This is a genomic window from Bradyrhizobium sp. CCBAU 45389 (assembly GCF_028128625.1).
GTDB lineage: Bacteria > Pseudomonadota > Alphaproteobacteria > Rhizobiales > Xanthobacteraceae > Bradyrhizobium > Bradyrhizobium liaoningense_B.
In genome coordinates this window covers 1-15,883 of sequence record NZ_LBIY01000072.1, presented here as the reverse complement: position 1 = coordinate 15,883, position 15,883 = coordinate 1, and the positions used below count along the sequence as shown (strand labels likewise).

19 protein-coding genes are annotated in these 15,883 nt (G+C 64.5%); 13 read left to right on the top strand and 6 right to left on the bottom strand.

The window, feature by feature from the left end; translation table 11 throughout:
• Nucleotides 1-447 precede the first annotated feature (447 nt).
• Nucleotides 448-942 (bottom strand): septal ring lytic transglycosylase RlpA family protein, encoded by a 495-nt coding sequence (locus XH79_RS08550; RefSeq protein WP_271581375.1) that lies wholly within the window; start codon nt 940-942, stop codon nt 448-450.
• Nucleotides 943-1,157: 215 nt separating this feature from the next.
• Nucleotides 1,158-2,363, bottom strand: a complete 1,206-nt coding sequence (locus XH79_RS08545; RefSeq protein ID WP_271581374.1) for an LLM class flavin-dependent oxidoreductase — start codon at nt 2,361-2,363, stop codon at nt 1,158-1,160.
• Nucleotides 2,364-2,644: 281 nt separating this feature from the next.
• Here XH79_RS08545 and napE point away from each other — a divergent pair, with 281 nt between their 5' ends.
• The 6 genes from napE to XH79_RS08515 all read left to right on the top strand — a co-directional run bounded on the left by napE (nt 2,645) and on the right by XH79_RS08515 (nt 8,205).
• Nucleotides 2,645-2,830 carry a periplasmic nitrate reductase, NapE protein gene (gene napE, locus XH79_RS08540; protein WP_018641487.1) on the top strand — a complete coding sequence of 62 codons (186 nt, stop codon included), beginning with the start codon at nt 2,645-2,647 and terminating at the stop codon, nt 2,828-2,830.
• A gap of 27 nt (nt 2,831-2,857) precedes the next feature.
• The gene (locus XH79_RS08535) at nt 2,858-3,187 is read left to right on the top strand and encodes a chaperone NapD (protein WP_271581373.1); all 330 of its coding nucleotides are present in this window, start codon (nt 2,858-2,860) and stop codon (nt 3,185-3,187) included.
• Between the two features lie 16 nt (nt 3,188-3,203).
• On the top strand, nt 3,204-5,717 hold the full coding sequence (gene napA / locus XH79_RS08530) for a nitrate reductase catalytic subunit NapA (protein WP_212345231.1): 2,514 nt from the start codon (nt 3,204-3,206) through the stop codon (nt 5,715-5,717).
• Complete coding sequence (locus tag XH79_RS08525) at nt 5,714-6,184, top strand: nitrate reductase cytochrome c-type subunit (protein WP_271581372.1); 471 nt, start codon at nt 5,714-5,716, stop codon at nt 6,182-6,184. Before napA ends, XH79_RS08525 begins: the two co-directional genes overlap by 4 nt.
• Nucleotides 6,181-6,834 (top strand): NapC/NirT family cytochrome c, encoded by a 654-nt coding sequence (locus tag XH79_RS08520; protein WP_271581371.1) that lies wholly within the window; start codon nt 6,181-6,183, stop codon nt 6,832-6,834. Before XH79_RS08525 ends, XH79_RS08520 begins: the two co-directional genes overlap by 4 nt.
• Before the next feature lie 255 nt (nt 6,835-7,089).
• Nucleotides 7,090-8,205 (top strand): ATP-dependent DNA helicase, encoded by a 1,116-nt coding sequence (locus XH79_RS08515; RefSeq protein WP_212345225.1) that lies wholly within the window; start codon nt 7,090-7,092, stop codon nt 8,203-8,205.
• 142 nt (nt 8,206-8,347) lie between these two features.
• Here the strand turns inward: XH79_RS08515 and XH79_RS08510 are convergent, their stop codons facing one another.
• Nucleotides 8,348-10,033: a caspase family protein gene (locus XH79_RS08510; RefSeq protein ID WP_271581370.1), complete on the bottom strand. Its 1,686-nt coding sequence runs from the start codon at nt 10,031-10,033 to the stop codon at nt 8,348-8,350.
• 249 nt (nt 10,034-10,282) lie between these two features.
• Here XH79_RS08510 and msrA point away from each other — a divergent pair, with 249 nt between their 5' ends.
• The 4 genes from msrA (at nt 10,283) to XH79_RS08490 (ending at nt 12,231) form a co-directional block, all read left to right on the top strand.
• Nucleotides 10,283-10,987, top strand: a complete 705-nt coding sequence (gene msrA / locus XH79_RS08505) for a peptide-methionine (S)-S-oxide reductase MsrA (protein ID WP_271581369.1) — start codon at nt 10,283-10,285, stop codon at nt 10,985-10,987.
• Nucleotides 10,988-11,032: 45 nt separating this feature from the next.
• Nucleotides 11,033-11,452, top strand: a complete 420-nt coding sequence (gene msrB, locus XH79_RS08500; RefSeq protein ID WP_271581368.1) for a peptide-methionine (R)-S-oxide reductase MsrB — start codon at nt 11,033-11,035, stop codon at nt 11,450-11,452.
• 107 nt (nt 11,453-11,559) lie between these two features.
• Nucleotides 11,560-11,724, top strand: coding sequence for a DUF3309 family protein (locus XH79_RS08495; RefSeq protein ID WP_018641496.1), 165 nt, complete (start codon nt 11,560-11,562; stop codon nt 11,722-11,724).
• A gap of 213 nt (nt 11,725-11,937) precedes the next feature.
• Nucleotides 11,938-12,231 carry a hypothetical protein gene (locus XH79_RS08490; RefSeq protein WP_014492502.1) on the top strand — a complete coding sequence of 98 codons (294 nt, stop codon included), beginning with the start codon at nt 11,938-11,940 and terminating at the stop codon, nt 12,229-12,231.
• 134 nt (nt 12,232-12,365) lie between these two features.
• Here the strand turns inward: XH79_RS08490 and XH79_RS08485 are convergent, their stop codons facing one another.
• Both XH79_RS08485 and XH79_RS08480 read right to left on the bottom strand, forming a co-directional pair.
• Nucleotides 12,366-12,899 carry a DUF4112 domain-containing protein gene (locus XH79_RS08485; protein ID WP_271581367.1) on the bottom strand — a complete coding sequence of 178 codons (534 nt, stop codon included), beginning with the start codon at nt 12,897-12,899 and terminating at the stop codon, nt 12,366-12,368.
• Between the two features lie 61 nt (nt 12,900-12,960).
• On the bottom strand, nt 12,961-13,386 hold the full coding sequence (locus XH79_RS08480; RefSeq protein WP_271581366.1) for a DUF5413 family protein: 426 nt from the start codon (nt 13,384-13,386) through the stop codon (nt 12,961-12,963).
• Nucleotides 13,387-13,531: 145 nt separating this feature from the next.
• On the opposite strand from XH79_RS08480, the gene XH79_RS08475 reads away from it, so the two are divergent.
• The 3 genes from XH79_RS08475 (at nt 13,532) to XH79_RS08465 (ending at nt 14,573) form a co-directional block, all read left to right on the top strand.
• Nucleotides 13,532-13,774, top strand: coding sequence for a hypothetical protein (locus XH79_RS08475; RefSeq protein WP_212345209.1), 243 nt, complete (start codon nt 13,532-13,534; stop codon nt 13,772-13,774).
• A 38-nt stretch (nt 13,775-13,812) separates the two neighbouring features.
• Nucleotides 13,813-14,043 (top strand): hypothetical protein, encoded by a 231-nt coding sequence (locus XH79_RS08470; protein WP_271581365.1) that lies wholly within the window; start codon nt 13,813-13,815, stop codon nt 14,041-14,043.
• Nucleotides 14,044-14,300: 257 nt separating this feature from the next.
• On the top strand, nt 14,301-14,573 hold the full coding sequence (locus XH79_RS08465) for a hypothetical protein (protein ID WP_271581364.1): 273 nt from the start codon (nt 14,301-14,303) through the stop codon (nt 14,571-14,573).
• A gap of 112 nt (nt 14,574-14,685) precedes the next feature.
• Here the strand turns inward: XH79_RS08465 and XH79_RS08460 are convergent.
• On the bottom strand, nt 14,686-15,883 hold a 1,198-nt coding region (locus tag XH79_RS08460; RefSeq protein WP_271581363.1), incomplete at its 5' end, for a hypothetical protein.

Here is a 15,883-nt window from a genome sequence, read left to right as displayed (position 1 = left end):
CCGGTGTTGCGCCCCCCACCGGCATGACCCTTCTCGGCGAGATAGGCCGTCATGCGGCCCAAATCTGGCGGAGCCATGGATTCATTGTGTGCGAGTCGCGAGGAACCATGGGCCGAATGCAAAGTCCGCCCAGTAGCGCCCCGGTGGCAGCGCGATGCATCTTTCTTGCTCGCTTCTCGTCGAAGATCGCGTGTGACCCAAAGCGAACGTCTGGTCGACCATCTGCGGCAGTTGGCAGGTGGGCGAGACCAGTACGGCAGAAGCTAGAGGCGATCGCGTCAGTCCGTGATGCGATCGTCAGAGCCATCCAAGCTCAGGACTCGAGACCGCCCGCGTCCAGCTTTTCATGTCTGCCACATCCGTTGCGGATCGGAAGTCACCCGCGGTGCGGGAGCCATCTAAGTGGCCCCGCTGATCGACGTACACGACCTCTTCCGCGCAGGATGCTCAGCCCACCGGCCCCAGCGTCCAATTGTCCCCTGCAAGCGGGATGACTTTCACATCCTTGATGACTCCGCGCTCCAGGCTGGGATCGAAATGGCGCATCGTCCGCTCGTTGAAGTCGATGATGCGGCCGGGCCTGAGGGGCCCCACGTCATTGATCTTGACGATGACCTTCTTGCCCGCGGCCTCGACGAGTGCAAATTTCGGCCTCGCACCAAATAGCACCCCACCGAATTTCCGACGCAAGGTCGTCTTGATCGCAGCCGCCCAATCGGAGGGATCATAGCGCTCGCCGGAGGCTGTCTTCGGACCGCCCTCCTCCTTGCCGGGCTTGAACGGATTGTACGTGGATGCAGCGCCAACGACCGCCTCCCCGGAGGCGGCATCGACGACGGCGTTTGCGTGACCCCCACGCGTTTCACTTCGAGCAACAGTGACAGAAACGACAAGCGCAACCAGGGCGCCGCAGATTGCGGCGCTCGAGGGAAACAACATCATAACTCCTGTGATTTTTTAGATCGCCGGTTCCCGACACCGCAAACAGCACAAGCGAACGCAGAAGCGTTCATGAAGCTTGCACCGTGTTTTTGCGGGTTCGCGCCAACCCCTTGGCAATGGAACCGTTGTGCGAACCAAAGTGGTTCCCACGCAGTGTTTTACGTTGTTAATGACTAAGACAGAGAATGCGTCAGCAACATGACTTGAGGAGCAGCCTACTCCGCCACCGCTTTCACTGGAGCGACATTGATCGCGAGCTTGCCGTAGCGATCCGTAAAAGCCACGGTGTCGATCTCTTCCAGCTTGATTTCGCCGCTCATCACGCCCTGTTTCCACGCGGCCTGCGCCGGATCGTTCTGGAACTCCGGCATCACTTCGCGGCCGAACAATTCCAGCGATTCGCAGATGTGCTCGTGGCTGTTCTTGCCCGCTTGATTCAGCAAGATGACCTGATCGATATGCGACGACTGGAAGCGCTTCAGCTTCTTTCGGATGGTCTCGGGCGAGCCGATCAGGCCGCCGCGTAGCGCGGCCTCCTGCGCCTCCGGATTGTCACGCTTCCACTTGTTGTACTCGTCCCACATGTTGACGGTGTGGGGCGCGGGACGCTGGCGATTCTGCGAGGCGCCGTAGAAGCGCAGCGCGAACTGGAAGAAGGTGGCGCCGTCGGCGCGCGCTCGCGCTTCTTCATCCGTCCTGGCGCACATGAAGAACGAGACCAGCGCCATGTTCGGATTGATCTCGTAGTCGGCCAATTTGTGCAGGCGCTTGGTCATGGCGTTGTAGTAAGCGTGCACCCAGGCGTGCGCAGCGTCGGCGCTGACGAACTGAAAGCCGAGCGCACCGAAGCCATGACGGCCGGCGCGCTCGATGGTCGGCAGCTGCGAGCAGGCCATCCAGAGTGGCGGATGCGGCTTCTGTACCGGCTTCGGCACGACGTTGCGCAAGGGAATGTCGAAATACTTGCCGTGATGCTCGCTGCCTGCGTCCTTGAACATCGGGAAGATCGCGGCGACGGCCTCCTCGAACACCTCCTTCTTGGTCTCCATGTCGCGGCCGAACGGCTCCAGCTCCGTGATCGACGCGCTCTCGCCCATGCCGAACTCGCAGCGGCCGTTGCTGAGCAGATCGAGCACCGCGACACGCTCGGCCACGCGCGCCGGATGATTGGTGGTGAGCTGGAGGATGCCGTGGCCGAGGCGGATGTTCTTCGTGCGCTGGCTGGCGGCGGCGAGGAAGGATTCCGGCGAGGGCGAGTGGGAATATTCCTCGAGGAAGTGATGCTCGACGACCCAGGCGTGGTCGTAGCCGAGCCTGTCGGCGAGTTCCATCTGCGAGAGGGCATTCTGGTAGAGCCTGAGCTCGTCGCCGGCCACCCAGGGCCGTGGCAGCTGCAGCTCGTAGAAGATGCCGAACTTCATGACGCCTCTCCCAGTTTTCTTGCCCGCTTCTTGTTGTTGAGGTCATCTTAAAGTGTGAGGCGGAGCTGTCTACGGAGCGGCAATTCCGCCGCGCGGGAGAATGATTTCGAGCCTGCGCATCGCCACGCATACCCGCCCCGGGCCCGCCGCTGCGACATCCGCGCAAGTCGACAGGTTGATCCAGATCAAGGCCGCACCGGCCCAAATGCAGCAAAAGTGCAGCAAGGCAACGGCCCGGATGCCGTCCCGATGATTCCCATACCATCCCGAAGAGACCGAATATGTCGGCCCCTGACGACACGACTTCGCGCGTGCGCCGTAAGCGCATGGAGATTTTCGCTTTCCTGTTCCTGACCGCGGTCGTGATGCCCGTCCTCGCGGTTGGAACGGTCGGCTCCTACGGGCTCGGCGTCTGGATCTACCAGATGTTCGCCGGCCCTCCCGGCCCGCCAACCTCCGCGCATTGATCCTTCGACAAGCGAAAGACAGGCATCATGGCCCAGACCACACTCAACCGAACCAAACTCAACCGCCGCGCCCTGATCACCGGCCGCGTGCTCAGCGCCGACCGCATCGTGTCGCCGCCGGGCTGCGAGATCGCCAGCATCATCGTGCAGGCACGGCCCGAGCGCCTCGCCGAGGTCGAAGCCGAGATCACGGCGCTGCCCGGCTGCGAGATCCACGGCCGCGACGCGCGCGGCAAGCTCATCGTGGTCACTGAAGCGCCCGATGCCGGCAGCCTCGGCACCATGCTCAACACCATCCAGTCGCTGCAGCACGTCTATTCCGCGGCGCTGGTCTTCCACGCCATCGAAACGACTTAAGGGCCGGAGAGCCATCATGACATCGCCGAAGCTCGACCGCCGCCAGATGCTGAAGCTCGAGGCCGCCGCGATCGCCGCGGCCGCCGCCGGCCTCCCGGCGCCGGCGCTCGCCGCCAACCTCGCCGCCGAGCGCGAAGTCAGCGAAATGAAATGGGACAAGGCCGCCTGCCGCTTCTGCGGCACCGGCTGCTCGGTGATGGTCGCGACCAAGGACAACCGCGTCGTCGCCACGCATGGCGACATCAAGGCCGAGGTCAATCGCGGCCTCAACTGCGTCAAGGGCTACTTCCTCTCCAAGATCATGTACGGCCACGACCGCCTGACGCAGCCGATGCTGCGCAAGACGAACGGCAAATACGACAAGAACGGCGACTTCACGCCCGTGTCCTGGAACGAAGCCTTCGACATCATGGAGGTGAAGTGGAAGGAGACGCTGAAGAAGCGCGGGCCGAATGGTCTTGCCATGTTCGGCTCCGGCCAGTGGACGATCTGGGAAGGTTACGCCGCCTCGAAGCTCTACAAGGCCGGCTTCCGCACCAACAACATCGATCCCAATGCGCGCCACTGCATGGCCTCGGCCGTCGCCGGCATGATGCGCACCTTCGGCATCGACGAGCCGGCCGGCTGCTATGACGACATCGAGGCCACCGACGCCTTCGTGCTGTGGGGCTCCAACATGGCGGAGATGCACCCGATCCTGTGGACGCGCATCGCCGACCGCCGGCTCTCCGCGCCGCATGTCCGCGTCGCCGTGCTTTCGACGTTCGAGCACCGCTCGTTCGACCTTGCCGACATCGGCATGGTGTTCGTGCCGCAGACCGATCTCTACATCCTCAACGCCATCGCCAACCACATCATCAAGACCGGCCGCGTCAACAAGGATTTTGTTGCCGCCCATACCGTGTTCAAGCGCGGCCAAACCGACATCGGCTATGGCCTGCGGCCGGAGCACCCGCTGCAGAAGAAGGCAACGGGCGCCGCGAAAGCCAACGACTCCACCGACATGAGCTACGACGAATTCGTCAAGTTCGTCTCGGAGTACACGCTGGAGAAGGCCGCCGAGATGTCCGGCGTGCCGCTCAATCGCCTGGAGGCGCTCGCCGAGCTCTATGCCGATCCCAAGACCAAGGTGATCTCGTTCTGGACCATGGGCTTCAACCAGCACACCCGCGGCGTCTGGTGCAACAACCTCGTCTACAACATCCATCTTCTGACCGGAAAGATCTCCTCGCCCGGCAACAGCCCGTTCTCGCTGACCGGCCAACCGTCGGCCTGCGGCACCGCGCGCGAGGTCGGCACCTTCTCGCATCGCCTGCCCGCCGACATGGTCGTGACCAACAAGGCGCATCGCGATCACGCCGAGCACATCTGGCAGCTGCCCGAGGGCACCATTCCCGACAAGAACGGCGCCCACGCCGTGCTGCAAAGCCGAATGCTGAAGGACGGCCTGATCAATGCCTATTGGGTGCAGGTCAACAACAACCTCCAGGCCGGCCCGAACGTCAACGAGGAGACCTATCCGGGCTTCCGCAACCCCGACAATTTCATCGTGGTCTCGGATGCCTATCCGACCGTGACGGCGCTCGCTGCCGATCTGATCCTGCCGACCGCGATGTGGGTCGAGAAGGAAGGCGCCTACGGCAATGCCGAGCGGCGCACGCAGTTCTGGCACCAGCTCGTCACCGCGCCGGGCGAAGCCAAATCCGATCTCTGGCAGCTCATGGAATTTTCAAAGCGCTTCAAGATCGAGGAGGTCTGGCCCGAGGAGCTGATCGCCAAGAAGCCGGACTATCGCGGCAAGACGCTGTTCGACGTGCTCTACAAGAACGGCCAGGTCGACAAATTCCCTGTGACCGAGATCGAACAAGGCTACGCCAACGAGGAAGCCAAGGCGTTCGGCTTCTACGTGCAGAAGGGACTGTTCGAGGAATATGCCCAGTTCGGCCGCGGCCACGGCCACGACCTCGCGCCGTTCGACACCTATCACCGGGAGCGCGGCCTGCGCTGGCCGGTCGTCAACGGCCAGGAGACGAAGTGGCGCTTCCGCGAGGGCAGCGACCCCTACGTCAAGCAGGGCACCGACGTGCAGTTCTACGGCTATCCCGACGGCAAGGCGCGCATCTTCGCGCTGCCCTTCGAGCCGGCGGCGGAATCGCCCGATAACGACTATCCCTACTGGCTCTCGACCGGCCGCGTGCTGGAGCACTGGCATTCCGGCACCATGACGCGCCGCGTGCCCGAGCTCTACAAGGCGTTCCCCGAGGCCGTGTGCTTCATGCATCCGGACGACGCGCAGGACATGAAGCTGCGGCGCGGCGACGAGGTGAAGGTGGTCTCGCGCCGCGGCTTCATCCGTGCCCGCGTCGAGACCCGCGGCCGCGACCGGCCGCCGCGCGGCCTGGTGTTCGTGCCGTGGTTCGACGAATCCAAGCTGATCAACAAGGTGACGCTGGACGCCACCGATCCGATCTCGCTGCAGACCGACTTCAAGAAATGCGCCGTGCGCATCGAGCGGGTGAACCTGTCATGATGAAACGATTTGGTATCGCCCTGCTCGCGGTCGCGATTGCCGCCGGCACGAGTTCGCTGACCGCGCAGACGGTGACCTCGGGCCTGCGCGGCGCGGCGCCGCTCAATGACGAGGGCCCGGCGCCGCCGATGCTGCCCAACCGCAATACGTCCGAGAAGGAGACGCGCAACTATCCGGAGCAGCCGCCGGTCATCCCGCACACGATCGACGGCTATCAAATCGATCTCAACGGCAACAAGTGTCTGTCCTGCCACGCCCGGGCGCGGACCGCGGAATCGCAGGCGCCGATGGTGTCGATCACGCATTTCATGGACCGCGACGGCCAGTTCCTGGCCTCGATCTCGCCGCGTCGCTTCTTCTGCACCGAATGCCACGTGCCGCAGAACACGGCCAACCCGCCCGTCAGCAACGATTTTACCGACATCGACACGCTGCTGTCGCGCGCAAGCCCCGGTGGCCGGCGATGACGACGACTGCTGACGAGCCAAAGGAGAAGCTGGAGACCAAGCGCGGCTTCATCCTGCGCTGCTGGGATTTCCTGCTCGAGCTGTGGGGCGTGCTGATCCGGCCGAGCTCGGTGTTCGCGCTCGGCACGCTGGTGCTGGCGGGCTTCGTGGCCGGCGTGATCTTCTGGGGCGGCTTCAACACCGCGCTGGAGCTGACCAACACCGAGAAGTTCTGCACCGGCTGCCACGAGATGAAGGACAACGTCTTCGCCGAGCTGAAGTCGACCATCCACTTCACCAACCGCTCCGGCGTGCGCGCCACCTGCCCGGACTGCCACGTACCGCACAACTGGACCGACAAGATCGCGCGCAAGATGCAGGCCTCCAAGGAGGTCTGGGGTAAGATCTTTGGCACGATCGACACACGGGAGAAATTCCTGGATCACCGGCTCGAGCTCGCCGCGCATGAATGGGCGCGCTTCAAGGCCAATGACTCCCTGGAATGCCGCAACTGCCACAGCGCCGATTCCATGGACATCACAAAACAGTCGCCGCGGGCCTCGGTCGCGCACCAGCGCTTCCTGTTCACCAAGGAAAAGACCTGCATCGACTGCCACAAGGGCATCGCCCACCAGCTGCCCGACATGCGCGGCGTTCCGGGCTGGCAGTAGGGTTTGGCGAGGCCTGAGCAAGCGCCTCGTCCTTCGAGACGACCGCTTTGCGGTCTCCTCAGGATGAGGCTTAGCGGCATCTGTGCCTGCTGAAACTGCCCCCGCGCACTCCGCCCTCATCCTGAGGGCCCGCCAGAGGCGGGCGTCTCGAAGGATGGGCTGCAGAGAACGCCTCCCCGCGCTTGAACCGGCGGGGCGAATGGTTAGTTTTGGGGGATGGCGAATCGCCTCGTTTCGCCCCTCCTCAAGACAGATATGGCCACTTTCACCCCGCATCAGGATGCCGCGCTCAAAGCCGTCGGCGATTGGCTCAAGGCCAAGCCGGGACGGGGCGGCACGCCGCCCGTTTTCCGCCTGTTCGGCTTTGCCGGCACCGGCAAGACCACGCTGGCGCGGCATATCGCCGAGGGCGTGGACGGCGAGGTGAAATTCGCCGCCTTCACCGGCAAGGCGGCCCTCGTGATGCGCAACAAGGGTTGCGACGAGGCCTCCACCATCCACTCGCTGATCTACCGCGCCCGCGAATCCGGCGAGGAGCAGCCGAGCTTTGAATTGTGGGACGACGCGCCGGCCTCGAAGGCCAAGCTGATCGTGATCGACGAATGCTCCATGGTCGACGCTGAACTCGGCCGCGACCTGATGTCGTTCGACTGCCCGCTCCTGGTGCTGGGCGATCCCGCGCAGCTGCCGCCGATCCAGGGCGGCGGCTTCTTCACCAATTCAGAGCCCGACGCGATGCTGACCGAGGTGCACCGCCAGGCCCAGGACGACCCGATCGTGCGGATGTCGATGGACGTCCGCGAGGGCCGCGAGCTCGACATCGGCCGCTACGGTGAGAGCGAGGTGGTGTCGCGGAAAGAGCTCGATCCTGACCGCGTCATGGGCGCCGACCAGGTCCTGGTCGGGCGCAACAACACGCGACGCGCCTACAATATGCGGGTGCGCCAGCGCCAGAACATCGAGGATGTCTTTCCGGTCGCCGGTGACAAGCTGGTCTGCCTGCGCAACAACCGCAAGAAGGGACTGTTCAACGGCGGCCTGTGGCGCGTGAAGTCGCGCAACACCTCGCGCTCGAAATCGCGCATCCTCTCCATGCGACTGTCGCCGGACGAGGATTTCGGGCACAAGGTGACGAAAGTCTCGGTGCGCGCCGATTGTTTCGAGGGCGGCATCGAGCAGATCGCCTGGGAGCAGCGCAAGCCCTACGACGAGTTCGACTATGGCTATGTGCTGACCGTGCACAAGTCACAGGGCTCGCAATGGGACGACGTCGTCCTGTTCGACGAGAGCTTTGCGTTTGGGGATAGCCGGGCAAGGTGGCTGTACACGGGCATTACGCGGGCGGCGAAGCGGCTGAGTATCGTCGTGTGACGCTGCCGTAGGGTGGGCAAAGGCGCGCAGCGCCGTGCCCACGATCTCTCTCCATAAGCAGAATAAAACGCGTGGGCACGCTTCGCTTTGCCCACCCTACGGCTCCGAGAACGAGGTGCCGCCGTCGCGTCACACGCGCAGCTCACTTCCCCGCCACGAAATAAAAATCCTCCCGCCCCGGAGGCGAGCCGTAGGTGAACGGCTGCTGCTCGTGCTTGGTCGCGGCCCAGACGTCGTCGCGGATGATGTCGAACAGCTTTCGGATCTCGACCTTCGGCTCCTTGATCTCGCGGGCGAGCGCCGTGGCGAACGGGCTGTTGGCGGCCCCGTCGCCGTCCATCGCGGTCTCGCCGTGCTTGGCGGCATAGACCACCATGAAGCCGGCGCCGGGCTCGATGTTGGAAAAGCCCTTGTCGACCAGCTTCAGCGACAGAGTGCGCTGCATGGTCGGCGCGAACGGATTGTCGCGGCAGGCATCGAGCACCACGAGACGCATCTTTCGCGCGGCACCGACCGCGGCGATGACCTGCTCCAGCGCGACCGCCTGCGTCTCGGCATCCTTGTCGGCGGCGAGCTTGGCATCGACAGGGACGAGATAGTTCACCCCGCCGATCTCAAAGCCGTGGCCGGCATAATAGACCACGGCCCAGTCGGCCTTCTCCGCCTCCTCCGCGAAGGTCTTCAGCGCGTCGAAGAACTTGTCGCGGGTGAGATCGCTGACCGAGATCACGGTCTGGAAACCGACATCCTTCAGCACGCTCGCGATCAATTTCGAGTCGCGCGGCGGATTGGGCAGAGCGTGGACGTTCTTGTAGGCGCCGTTGCCGATCACGAGCGCGACGCGGCGCCCGCCGGGCGCGCCCGCCGGCGCTTGCGGCGTCAGCGCGGCGAGCCGCTCCTGCGCGATGGTGCGGGCGCGCGCGACGTCGATCTCGTCGAACCTCGTCAGCGAGTAGGCCGCCGCACGATAGTCGGCGCGAGCCTGGGCGAGATCCTTCCTCCGCTCGTAGATCTGGCCGCGGCCGGAATGTGCCCGGACATTGTTCGGATTGATCTCGATCGCCGTGTTGTAGTCCTTCAGCGCGGCGTCGAGGTCGCCCTTCATCATGCTGACATCGGCGCGATTGTTGATCACGTACACGTTTCTCGGCTGCCGCTCGATCAGGCCGTTGCAGTCGGCAAAGGCCTGCTCGTACTTGCCCATCATGCCCCAGGTGATGCAGCGGTTGCTTGCGATCTGCGGCGCGGCCGGATCGATCTTCTCGGCTTCCGCAAAGTCGGCGATCGCGCCGTTGAAATCCTTCATCAGCGTGCGCACGCGGGCACGATTGGTCCAGCCGAGCAGGAATTTCGGCGTATATTTGATCGACAGGTTGAAATCGTCGAGCGCGCTTTGCAGTGCGCCCCTGCGCAAATGGATGACGCCGCGATTGTTGTAGGGGACACCGTAGGTCGGCCGCTTCTGGAGCGCGAGGTTGTAGTCGGCCATCGCGAGGTCGTCCTGGCCCTTGCGCTCATAGGCGAGGCCGCGCAGGTTGAGCGCAATGGCGTAGTCAGGATCGAGATCGATGGCCATGGACAGGGCCTCGATGGCGTGGACGTAGTCGCGCTTGTTGATCAGGGTATTGCCGCGCACCGACAGTGCGATGGCCTTGTCCTTGCCGGTCACGCGATCGGCGTTGAGCAGATTGTCGCAGGCCGGTGCGCGGGCCTGCATGTCCGCCTGGCGGTCGCGGCAGAGGGCGAGATCGTCGCTGACTTGATCTGCCGTGGCGATCGCGACACTGGCGATCAGAGTGACGAAGGTCAGGGAAACGACGCGCAGCATGTTGTCAGGCCAGCTCCAGCCACCACTTTTCTAGGTCTATCTTCGATGGCGCGGGTTCATCTACCGCGGAGTTCCCAACCCTGCCAAGCCGGCTGTCTCAGCCCGCTTCTTTCACAGACTCGTGTCCGTATCGGCGTAACAATCGATCCCTGTCCCCGTATCTCCAGTGACTGAAATGCGGCCGGGCAGGCTGTTCGCCCGGTGCCAACCGACCTAGACTGTCTCACCTTCCGCCAAAGAGGCTCCGCCATGCGCCGTCCTGCCCTCCTGACCCTGCTCGCCGCCACCGCCGCCGCGACACTGGCCTTTGCCGTGCCGTCGCGTGCCGCCGAGGAGGCGGTGGTGATCCCCGCCCCCGCCGTGGACGCAGCGCCCGCGAGCGGCATCCAGACCGCGGTGATCGCCGGCGGCTGCTTCTGGGGTGTGCAGGGCGTCTTCCAGCACACCGCCGGCGTGGTCAACGCGGTCTCCGGCTATGCCGGCGGCACCAAGGCGACCGCCGACTATCAGACCGTCTCGAGCGGCCGCACCGGCCACGCGGAATCGGTCGAGATCAAGTACGATCCGAAGAAGATCTCCTACGGAAAGATCCTCCAGATCTACTTCTCGGTGGTGCACGACCCGACCCAGCTCAACCGCCAGGGCCCGGACATCGGCACGCAATATCGCTCGGCGATCTTCACCACCTCCGACGAGCAGAAGAAGGTCGCGGAGGCCTATATCGCCCAGCTCAACGGCGCCAAGGTGTTCGGCAAGCCGATCGTGACCAAGGTCGGCGCGCTGGAGGCGTTCTATCCGGCGGAGGCCTACCACCAGGACTATCTGACGCTGCACCCGAACCAGCCCTACATCGCCTATAACGACCTGCCCAAGGTTGAGAACCTGAAAAAGCTGTTCGCGGATAACTACATCGAGAAGCCGACGCTGGTGAATGCCAGCAAGGCCACCAACTGATCGCGAGATCATCGAACGCAAGACCATCGAAGAAACGGGAGACCCATGCCCGACACCAAGGCAAAAACCACCGACAACAAGGTCATCAAGAGCGAAGAGCAGTGGCGGCGCGAGCTGTCGCCGATGCAGTACGCGGTGCTGCGCGAGAAGGCGACCGAGCGTCCCTTCACGGGCGAATATGAGCACGACCACCGTGCCGGCACTTACGTCTGCGCCGGTTGCGGCAATGTGCTGTTCGAGTCCGATGCCAAGTTCGATTCCGGCTGCGGCTGGCCGAGCTTCACCGCGCCTGCGGTCGAGAGCCATATCGACGAGGAGCGCGATGTCAGCCACGGCATGATCCGCACCGAGGTGCTCTGCTCCAAATGCAGCGGCCATCTCGGCCACGTCTTCCCCGACGGCCCCGGCCCGACCGGCCTGCGCTACTGCATCAACTCCGCGGCGCTGAAGCTCGAGCCCAAATAACCCAGCGCGCCGTCGGGTTCCCCCATGGAACCCGGTGGCGCGATGTGCTTTTCTTCCCTGGCGGTGCGCCGACTAGCGCATTTCGGCGGCCCGCCAGGGAGGAAGCCATGACCCTTGGGACCGTCCTGATCATCCTCGTGATCATCTATCTCGTCGGCGGCCTGTCCGGCCGGTTCGGCGGCTACGGCTATGGCCTCGGCCATTCCGGCATGGGCATCGGCGGGGTCGTTCTGGTGGTGCTGATCGTGCTGCTGCTTGCTGGCAAAGTTTAAACCATATAAGTCATTGAAATAACTTATATTTCTTGAGCTGCGGGGCTGCCATGCACGGATTCATCATCTCGCATCGCAGGGGTCGCATTTCTGTCAAAACGGCCTATATTAGGGGACGAAAATGACATGTGCGGCGGGCTCGCTTGAGTGTGGCCCCTGCCCTCCCAAACCCCACGCGCTTAAAGCCCCAGAGAGATCACGAGGTCTTTGACCATGCGTCCACTGCGTCCGTTCAACTTCAACACTTCCGCCGAACTCTTCCCCGCCGCGATCCGCAAGAAGAAGCGCGCCGGCTTCACCTATCGCCGGTTCGGCACCGCGGCCGAAGCCGTGCAGTTCGCGATGGAGCAGTTGCCGACGGATTCGCTGAACGGCGCCTATCTCCAGGTCGAGGAAGCGCGCTTTGACCAGAACGGCATCCGCTCGCTCTATGAGAGCGAAGCCTTCCCGCTGCCCCGCCGCCCCCGGCCGGCCCCGGCCGCCGAGACCGACGCCGACGCGGCGTAAGTTTTCGCCAAGCTCCGATGTGCGCGGAAGGCGCGATGGCCGAAAGGCCGTCGCGCTTTTTGCGTTTTCGGGGGTAGCTCTTTCTTCCCCCTCTCCCCGCAAGCGGGGAGAGGCGAAGAAGGCGGCATCGCGCGCTACATCCGCGGCTGCTTGTCGAGCCAGCGGCGGAGCAGGCGGACGTTGCGCATGTTGGCGCGGAACATGACGTCGAAGGCATCGCCCGCGAACGGGACCATGCCGACCACGCCGTCGACCGCGACATTGCCGAGCATGCGCGCGGTGATGTACCAGGGCGCGCCCAGCGCCCTCGCCTCGCGCACCAGCCACAGCGAGATCGCGGTCGTGATGATGTCGCCGACCACGGGGATCAGCCCGATCAGCCCGTCGATGCCGTAGCGGATGTTGGTGCCGGGCAGGATGAAGGCGACGTCGAGCAGTTTTGCGATGGCCTCGAGCCGGGCGATGCGCTGCTCGCGCGTCAGATTGCCGAACGGATTGTCCTTGCCGAACTCGAAGCGAAACTCGCGAAAGCCCTGGTCGAGCGTCTCCGGGCGGATCTCATGCCCTTCCTGGTCAATGATCGGTCCGCGCGCTTCACTGCCCATGCGCGAACGGCTCCCGGAACGGGACTTGCGGGGCACAAGGATGTCGTCGTCGGACATGGTCATAACCTGAGCGAAACGCGCCAACGCGGCGGAGGTTGCTGCGCCGCGCCCGAACGCCGCTCGTTCAGGTCGGTGCCGCCGCGGATTGCGGCTCCTCGACATATCTATGCACGAGCCAGGAGGAAATCACCGACGGCACGAAGCCGACCATGCCGTACAGGATGAATTGCACGACGCCCGAATCCGGCCCGCGCGAGCTGTAGGTCAGCGAGGCCAGCACGAAGGCGAACAGGCCGACGAGGAGCATCCGCAAGCCCGGGCCGATCCGGCGGATATGGATCAGGATGTCGTCGACCGCGCCGATCATCAGCGAGGGCAGGAAGCCGAACAGATAGCTGTATTGCAGGGTCTTGAAGAAAACCACGAACAGCTTGCCGACCTCGCCGAGACTGGTCTGGGCCCAATAACCGGACTGATAAGTCGTCGTCAGCAGCAGCAGGAACCCGCCGACGAACGGGCCGACCAGCGCAAACACCAGATAGCGTTTCATCAAATACCCTCACACGCCGCCCCGTTATAGCAGCGCCGCGGGAACCTTGAACAGCGGGACGGCGGCCGCCTTCTAGCGGAACAAGTGGCAAGGCGACGAGTTCAGACAGGACCTGGAAATCATCCCAGCCGGACTGGAGCCGCCGATGTCCCGTAAATTTTGTCTGGCGACGATCACGCTGGTCGCCCTGAGCGGCCTGCCTGGCGCACCCGCTATCGCCCAGGGCCACATGGGCACGCCGCAGGAGCAGAACGCCTGCTCGCGCGATGCGTCGCGGCTGTGCCGCAAGGAACTCGGCAATGACGGCGCAGTGCAGAGCTGCCTGCAGGCCAACCGGGCCAAGCTGTCGAAAGCATGCAGCAAGGTGTTCGCCAGCCACGGCATGTGAGGATCGAAAAAACGTTCCTGCGAACGGAGAGTGAAGCCATGCTGCGCGACGAACAACTCTCGATCCTCAGGGACATCAGCCAGTCCATTGCCTTCGCCGACGACCGGCAGGGCAAGATCGGCGAGCTGATCGCCGGCGGCTACGTGATGAAGGACGGCGATCTGTTCGAGCTCACCGCGAAGGGCGTCACGGCGGTCGAGGAACATGCCGCTTCGCTGGGTGCTGATGATGCGGAACAGGCGAGCGCATCATCCGACCGGCTGATTTGAATCGCGTAGCGCCGTTTGCTGCGTGACGTGCGCGCAACAATTGCGAATTCCTTTGCGATGACCATTGCAGGCCCGTGACAATGGCGCATACTTCGCTCGGGCGGCGCAGCACTTTCGATTCGACATCAAGTAATCGAGCGACCACATGCGGGACTAGGATCCCGGCGTGAAGGCTGTGACATGCGGCAGATCAAGCCGCGTGCGGCGCCCCAAAATCAAGCGGCTCAAGCCCACGGGAACTCGGGGACCTATCCTTCATGACACGCTCTCAGACCATCGCTTCGCTCGTCGCACTCGCCACCAGCTTCGCACTCCAGACATCACCCAGTCTCGCCTTCTCGCAAGAAGCCCAGCAGATGTGCTCGGGCGATGCGATGCGGCTGTGCTCGAGTGAAATCCCTGACATCCCCCGGATCACCGCCTGCATGGTGCGGAAAAAGGCCCAAGTCAGCCCCGGCTGCCGCGCCGTGATGGACCGCGAGCACGCGGCCGCCGCGGCGGCACGGAAGCGGGAAGCGGCGGCGCAGTAGCCATCCATCTCTCTACGTCACGTGCTGCGCAATGGATTCCGGGTTCGTGCTTCCGCCTTCGCTCTTCGAGCTTCGGCGGACAAGTCGCACGCCCCGGAATGACAGCAGCGCCTCAATCGCCCCACTGCGCGAAGGCGTCGTTGAAGGCGCGCTCGCCGGGGGCGCCCTTCTCGATGGCGATGATGGCGCGGCGCTGGTTGGCGTAGACCAGGGGCACGTCGAACCAGGAACGCTCCTTCAGGAGCTGGACGTTGCGGGCGCGGTCGGCGTCGACATTGGAGAGGCCGACCAGGAAGAAGCCGTCGGTGACCTTGACCGCGAGGCCGGCGAGCGGCGTGCCGCGGGCCTGCTCGTTCGACTTCATCAGGATACCCGGCACGTTGGAGACGCTGCCGCCCGGAAAGTCCGGCGGCAGGATGAAGGTCAGCTCCGCAGTATGGCTCGCCGGCAGCGAGGAGTCGGTATTGCGACGGAACGACATCGTCATCTTGAACTTGCGGTCGGGGATCTCGATCTCGGCGCGCACGGCGACGTCGGCCTTCTGGTTGCCCGACGCCTTGATCGGCTCGAGCCGCCACACCACCGAGCCGACATATTGCTTGCCCTTCGGGTCGGACGGGTCCTCGTCATAGAGCACGACCTTCTGCGCCACCGGCGCGACCGGCTGGTCGCTGGCCGAGGGCTGGCCGACGCGGTCGGGGATCTTCGGCTTGCTCTGCGGCTGCGACGGATCCTTCGGCGCCTCCACCACCTGGGTCGGCGAGGACTTGAACAGGTTGGTGGCGGTCTGGAGCAATGGCTTGCCCCAGAGGATGCCGGCGCCGACCAGGATCAGCACGATGCCGACGGCGATCGCGCTCTTGAACGGGAATGCGGAGCCGGCGCGCTTGGCCTTCTTGGCGTCACGGTCGGCCGCGATACGCGGACGCGGCGAAGGCGGCTGCGGCGTGTAGCGCTCGGCCTCCTCGATCGACTCGTCATAGGAATAGGGCGCGTCCTGCTCGCCGGCGCGATTCTCCAGGCTCGGCTCGAGCCGGTCGAATTCCGGCGAGGGCGAGGGCACGTTGGCGTAGGTGCGGCGTGCGGCGCGGTTGGCCTGCGCGGCGGCGCCGCCGAGATCGTTGGCATCGGCCGTGATGTCGCGGAAGCCGCGCACGCCCGGAGCGGGCGGCAGCGCCGGCGGAGGTCCGATATCAGGCGGACGGCGCCCACCGGCACGATCGCGGCCGGCCGGCGGCGGCGCCGGCGGTTCCGGCATCGATGGCGGCGCGGGCGGACCCGGCTGGCGCGGCGCGTCGAAACGCGGCGCG

Excerpts from the sequence above, each read along its gene's own strand:
- XH79_RS08520 (WP_271581371.1), top strand. The coding sequence starts at position 6,181 with ATGACGACGACTGCTGACGAGCCAAAGGAGAAGCTGGAGACCAAGCGC.
- XH79_RS08515 (WP_212345225.1), top strand. The coding sequence starts at position 7,090 with ATGGCCACTTTCACCCCGCATCAGGATGCCGCGCTCAAAGCCGTCGGC.
- XH79_RS08480 (WP_271581366.1), bottom strand. The coding sequence starts at position 13,386 with ATGAAACGCTATCTGGTGTTTGCGCTGGTCGGCCCGTTCGTCGGCGGG.
- XH79_RS08535 (WP_271581373.1), top strand. The coding sequence starts at position 2,858 with ATGGCCCAGACCACACTCAACCGAACCAAACTCAACCGCCGCGCCCTG.
- XH79_RS08475 (WP_212345209.1), top strand. The coding sequence starts at position 13,532 with ATGTCCCGTAAATTTTGTCTGGCGACGATCACGCTGGTCGCCCTGAGC.
- napE (WP_018641487.1), top strand. The coding sequence starts at position 2,645 with ATGTCGGCCCCTGACGACACGACTTCGCGCGTGCGCCGTAAGCGCATG.
- napA (WP_212345231.1), top strand. The coding sequence starts at position 3,204 with ATGACATCGCCGAAGCTCGACCGCCGCCAGATGCTGAAGCTCGAGGCC.
- msrA (WP_271581369.1), top strand. The coding sequence starts at position 10,283 with ATGCGCCGTCCTGCCCTCCTGACCCTGCTCGCCGCCACCGCCGCCGCG.
- XH79_RS08545 (WP_271581374.1), bottom strand. The coding sequence starts at position 2,363 with ATGAAGTTCGGCATCTTCTACGAGCTGCAGCTGCCACGGCCCTGGGTG.
- XH79_RS08485 (WP_271581367.1), bottom strand. The coding sequence starts at position 12,899 with ATGACCATGTCCGACGACGACATCCTTGTGCCCCGCAAGTCCCGTTCC.
- XH79_RS08550 (WP_271581375.1), bottom strand. The coding sequence starts at position 942 with ATGATGTTGTTTCCCTCGAGCGCCGCAATCTGCGGCGCCCTGGTTGCG.
- XH79_RS08510 (WP_271581370.1), bottom strand. The coding sequence starts at position 10,033 with ATGCTGCGCGTCGTTTCCCTGACCTTCGTCACTCTGATCGCCAGTGTC.
- msrB (WP_271581368.1), top strand. The coding sequence starts at position 11,033 with ATGCCCGACACCAAGGCAAAAACCACCGACAACAAGGTCATCAAGAGC.
- XH79_RS08495 (WP_018641496.1), top strand. The coding sequence starts at position 11,560 with ATGACCCTTGGGACCGTCCTGATCATCCTCGTGATCATCTATCTCGTC.
- XH79_RS08490 (WP_014492502.1), top strand. The coding sequence starts at position 11,938 with ATGCGTCCACTGCGTCCGTTCAACTTCAACACTTCCGCCGAACTCTTC.
- XH79_RS08470 (WP_271581365.1), top strand. The coding sequence starts at position 13,813 with ATGCTGCGCGACGAACAACTCTCGATCCTCAGGGACATCAGCCAGTCC.
- XH79_RS08525 (WP_271581372.1), top strand. The coding sequence starts at position 5,714 with ATGATGAAACGATTTGGTATCGCCCTGCTCGCGGTCGCGATTGCCGCC.
- XH79_RS08465 (WP_271581364.1), top strand. The coding sequence starts at position 14,301 with ATGACACGCTCTCAGACCATCGCTTCGCTCGTCGCACTCGCCACCAGC.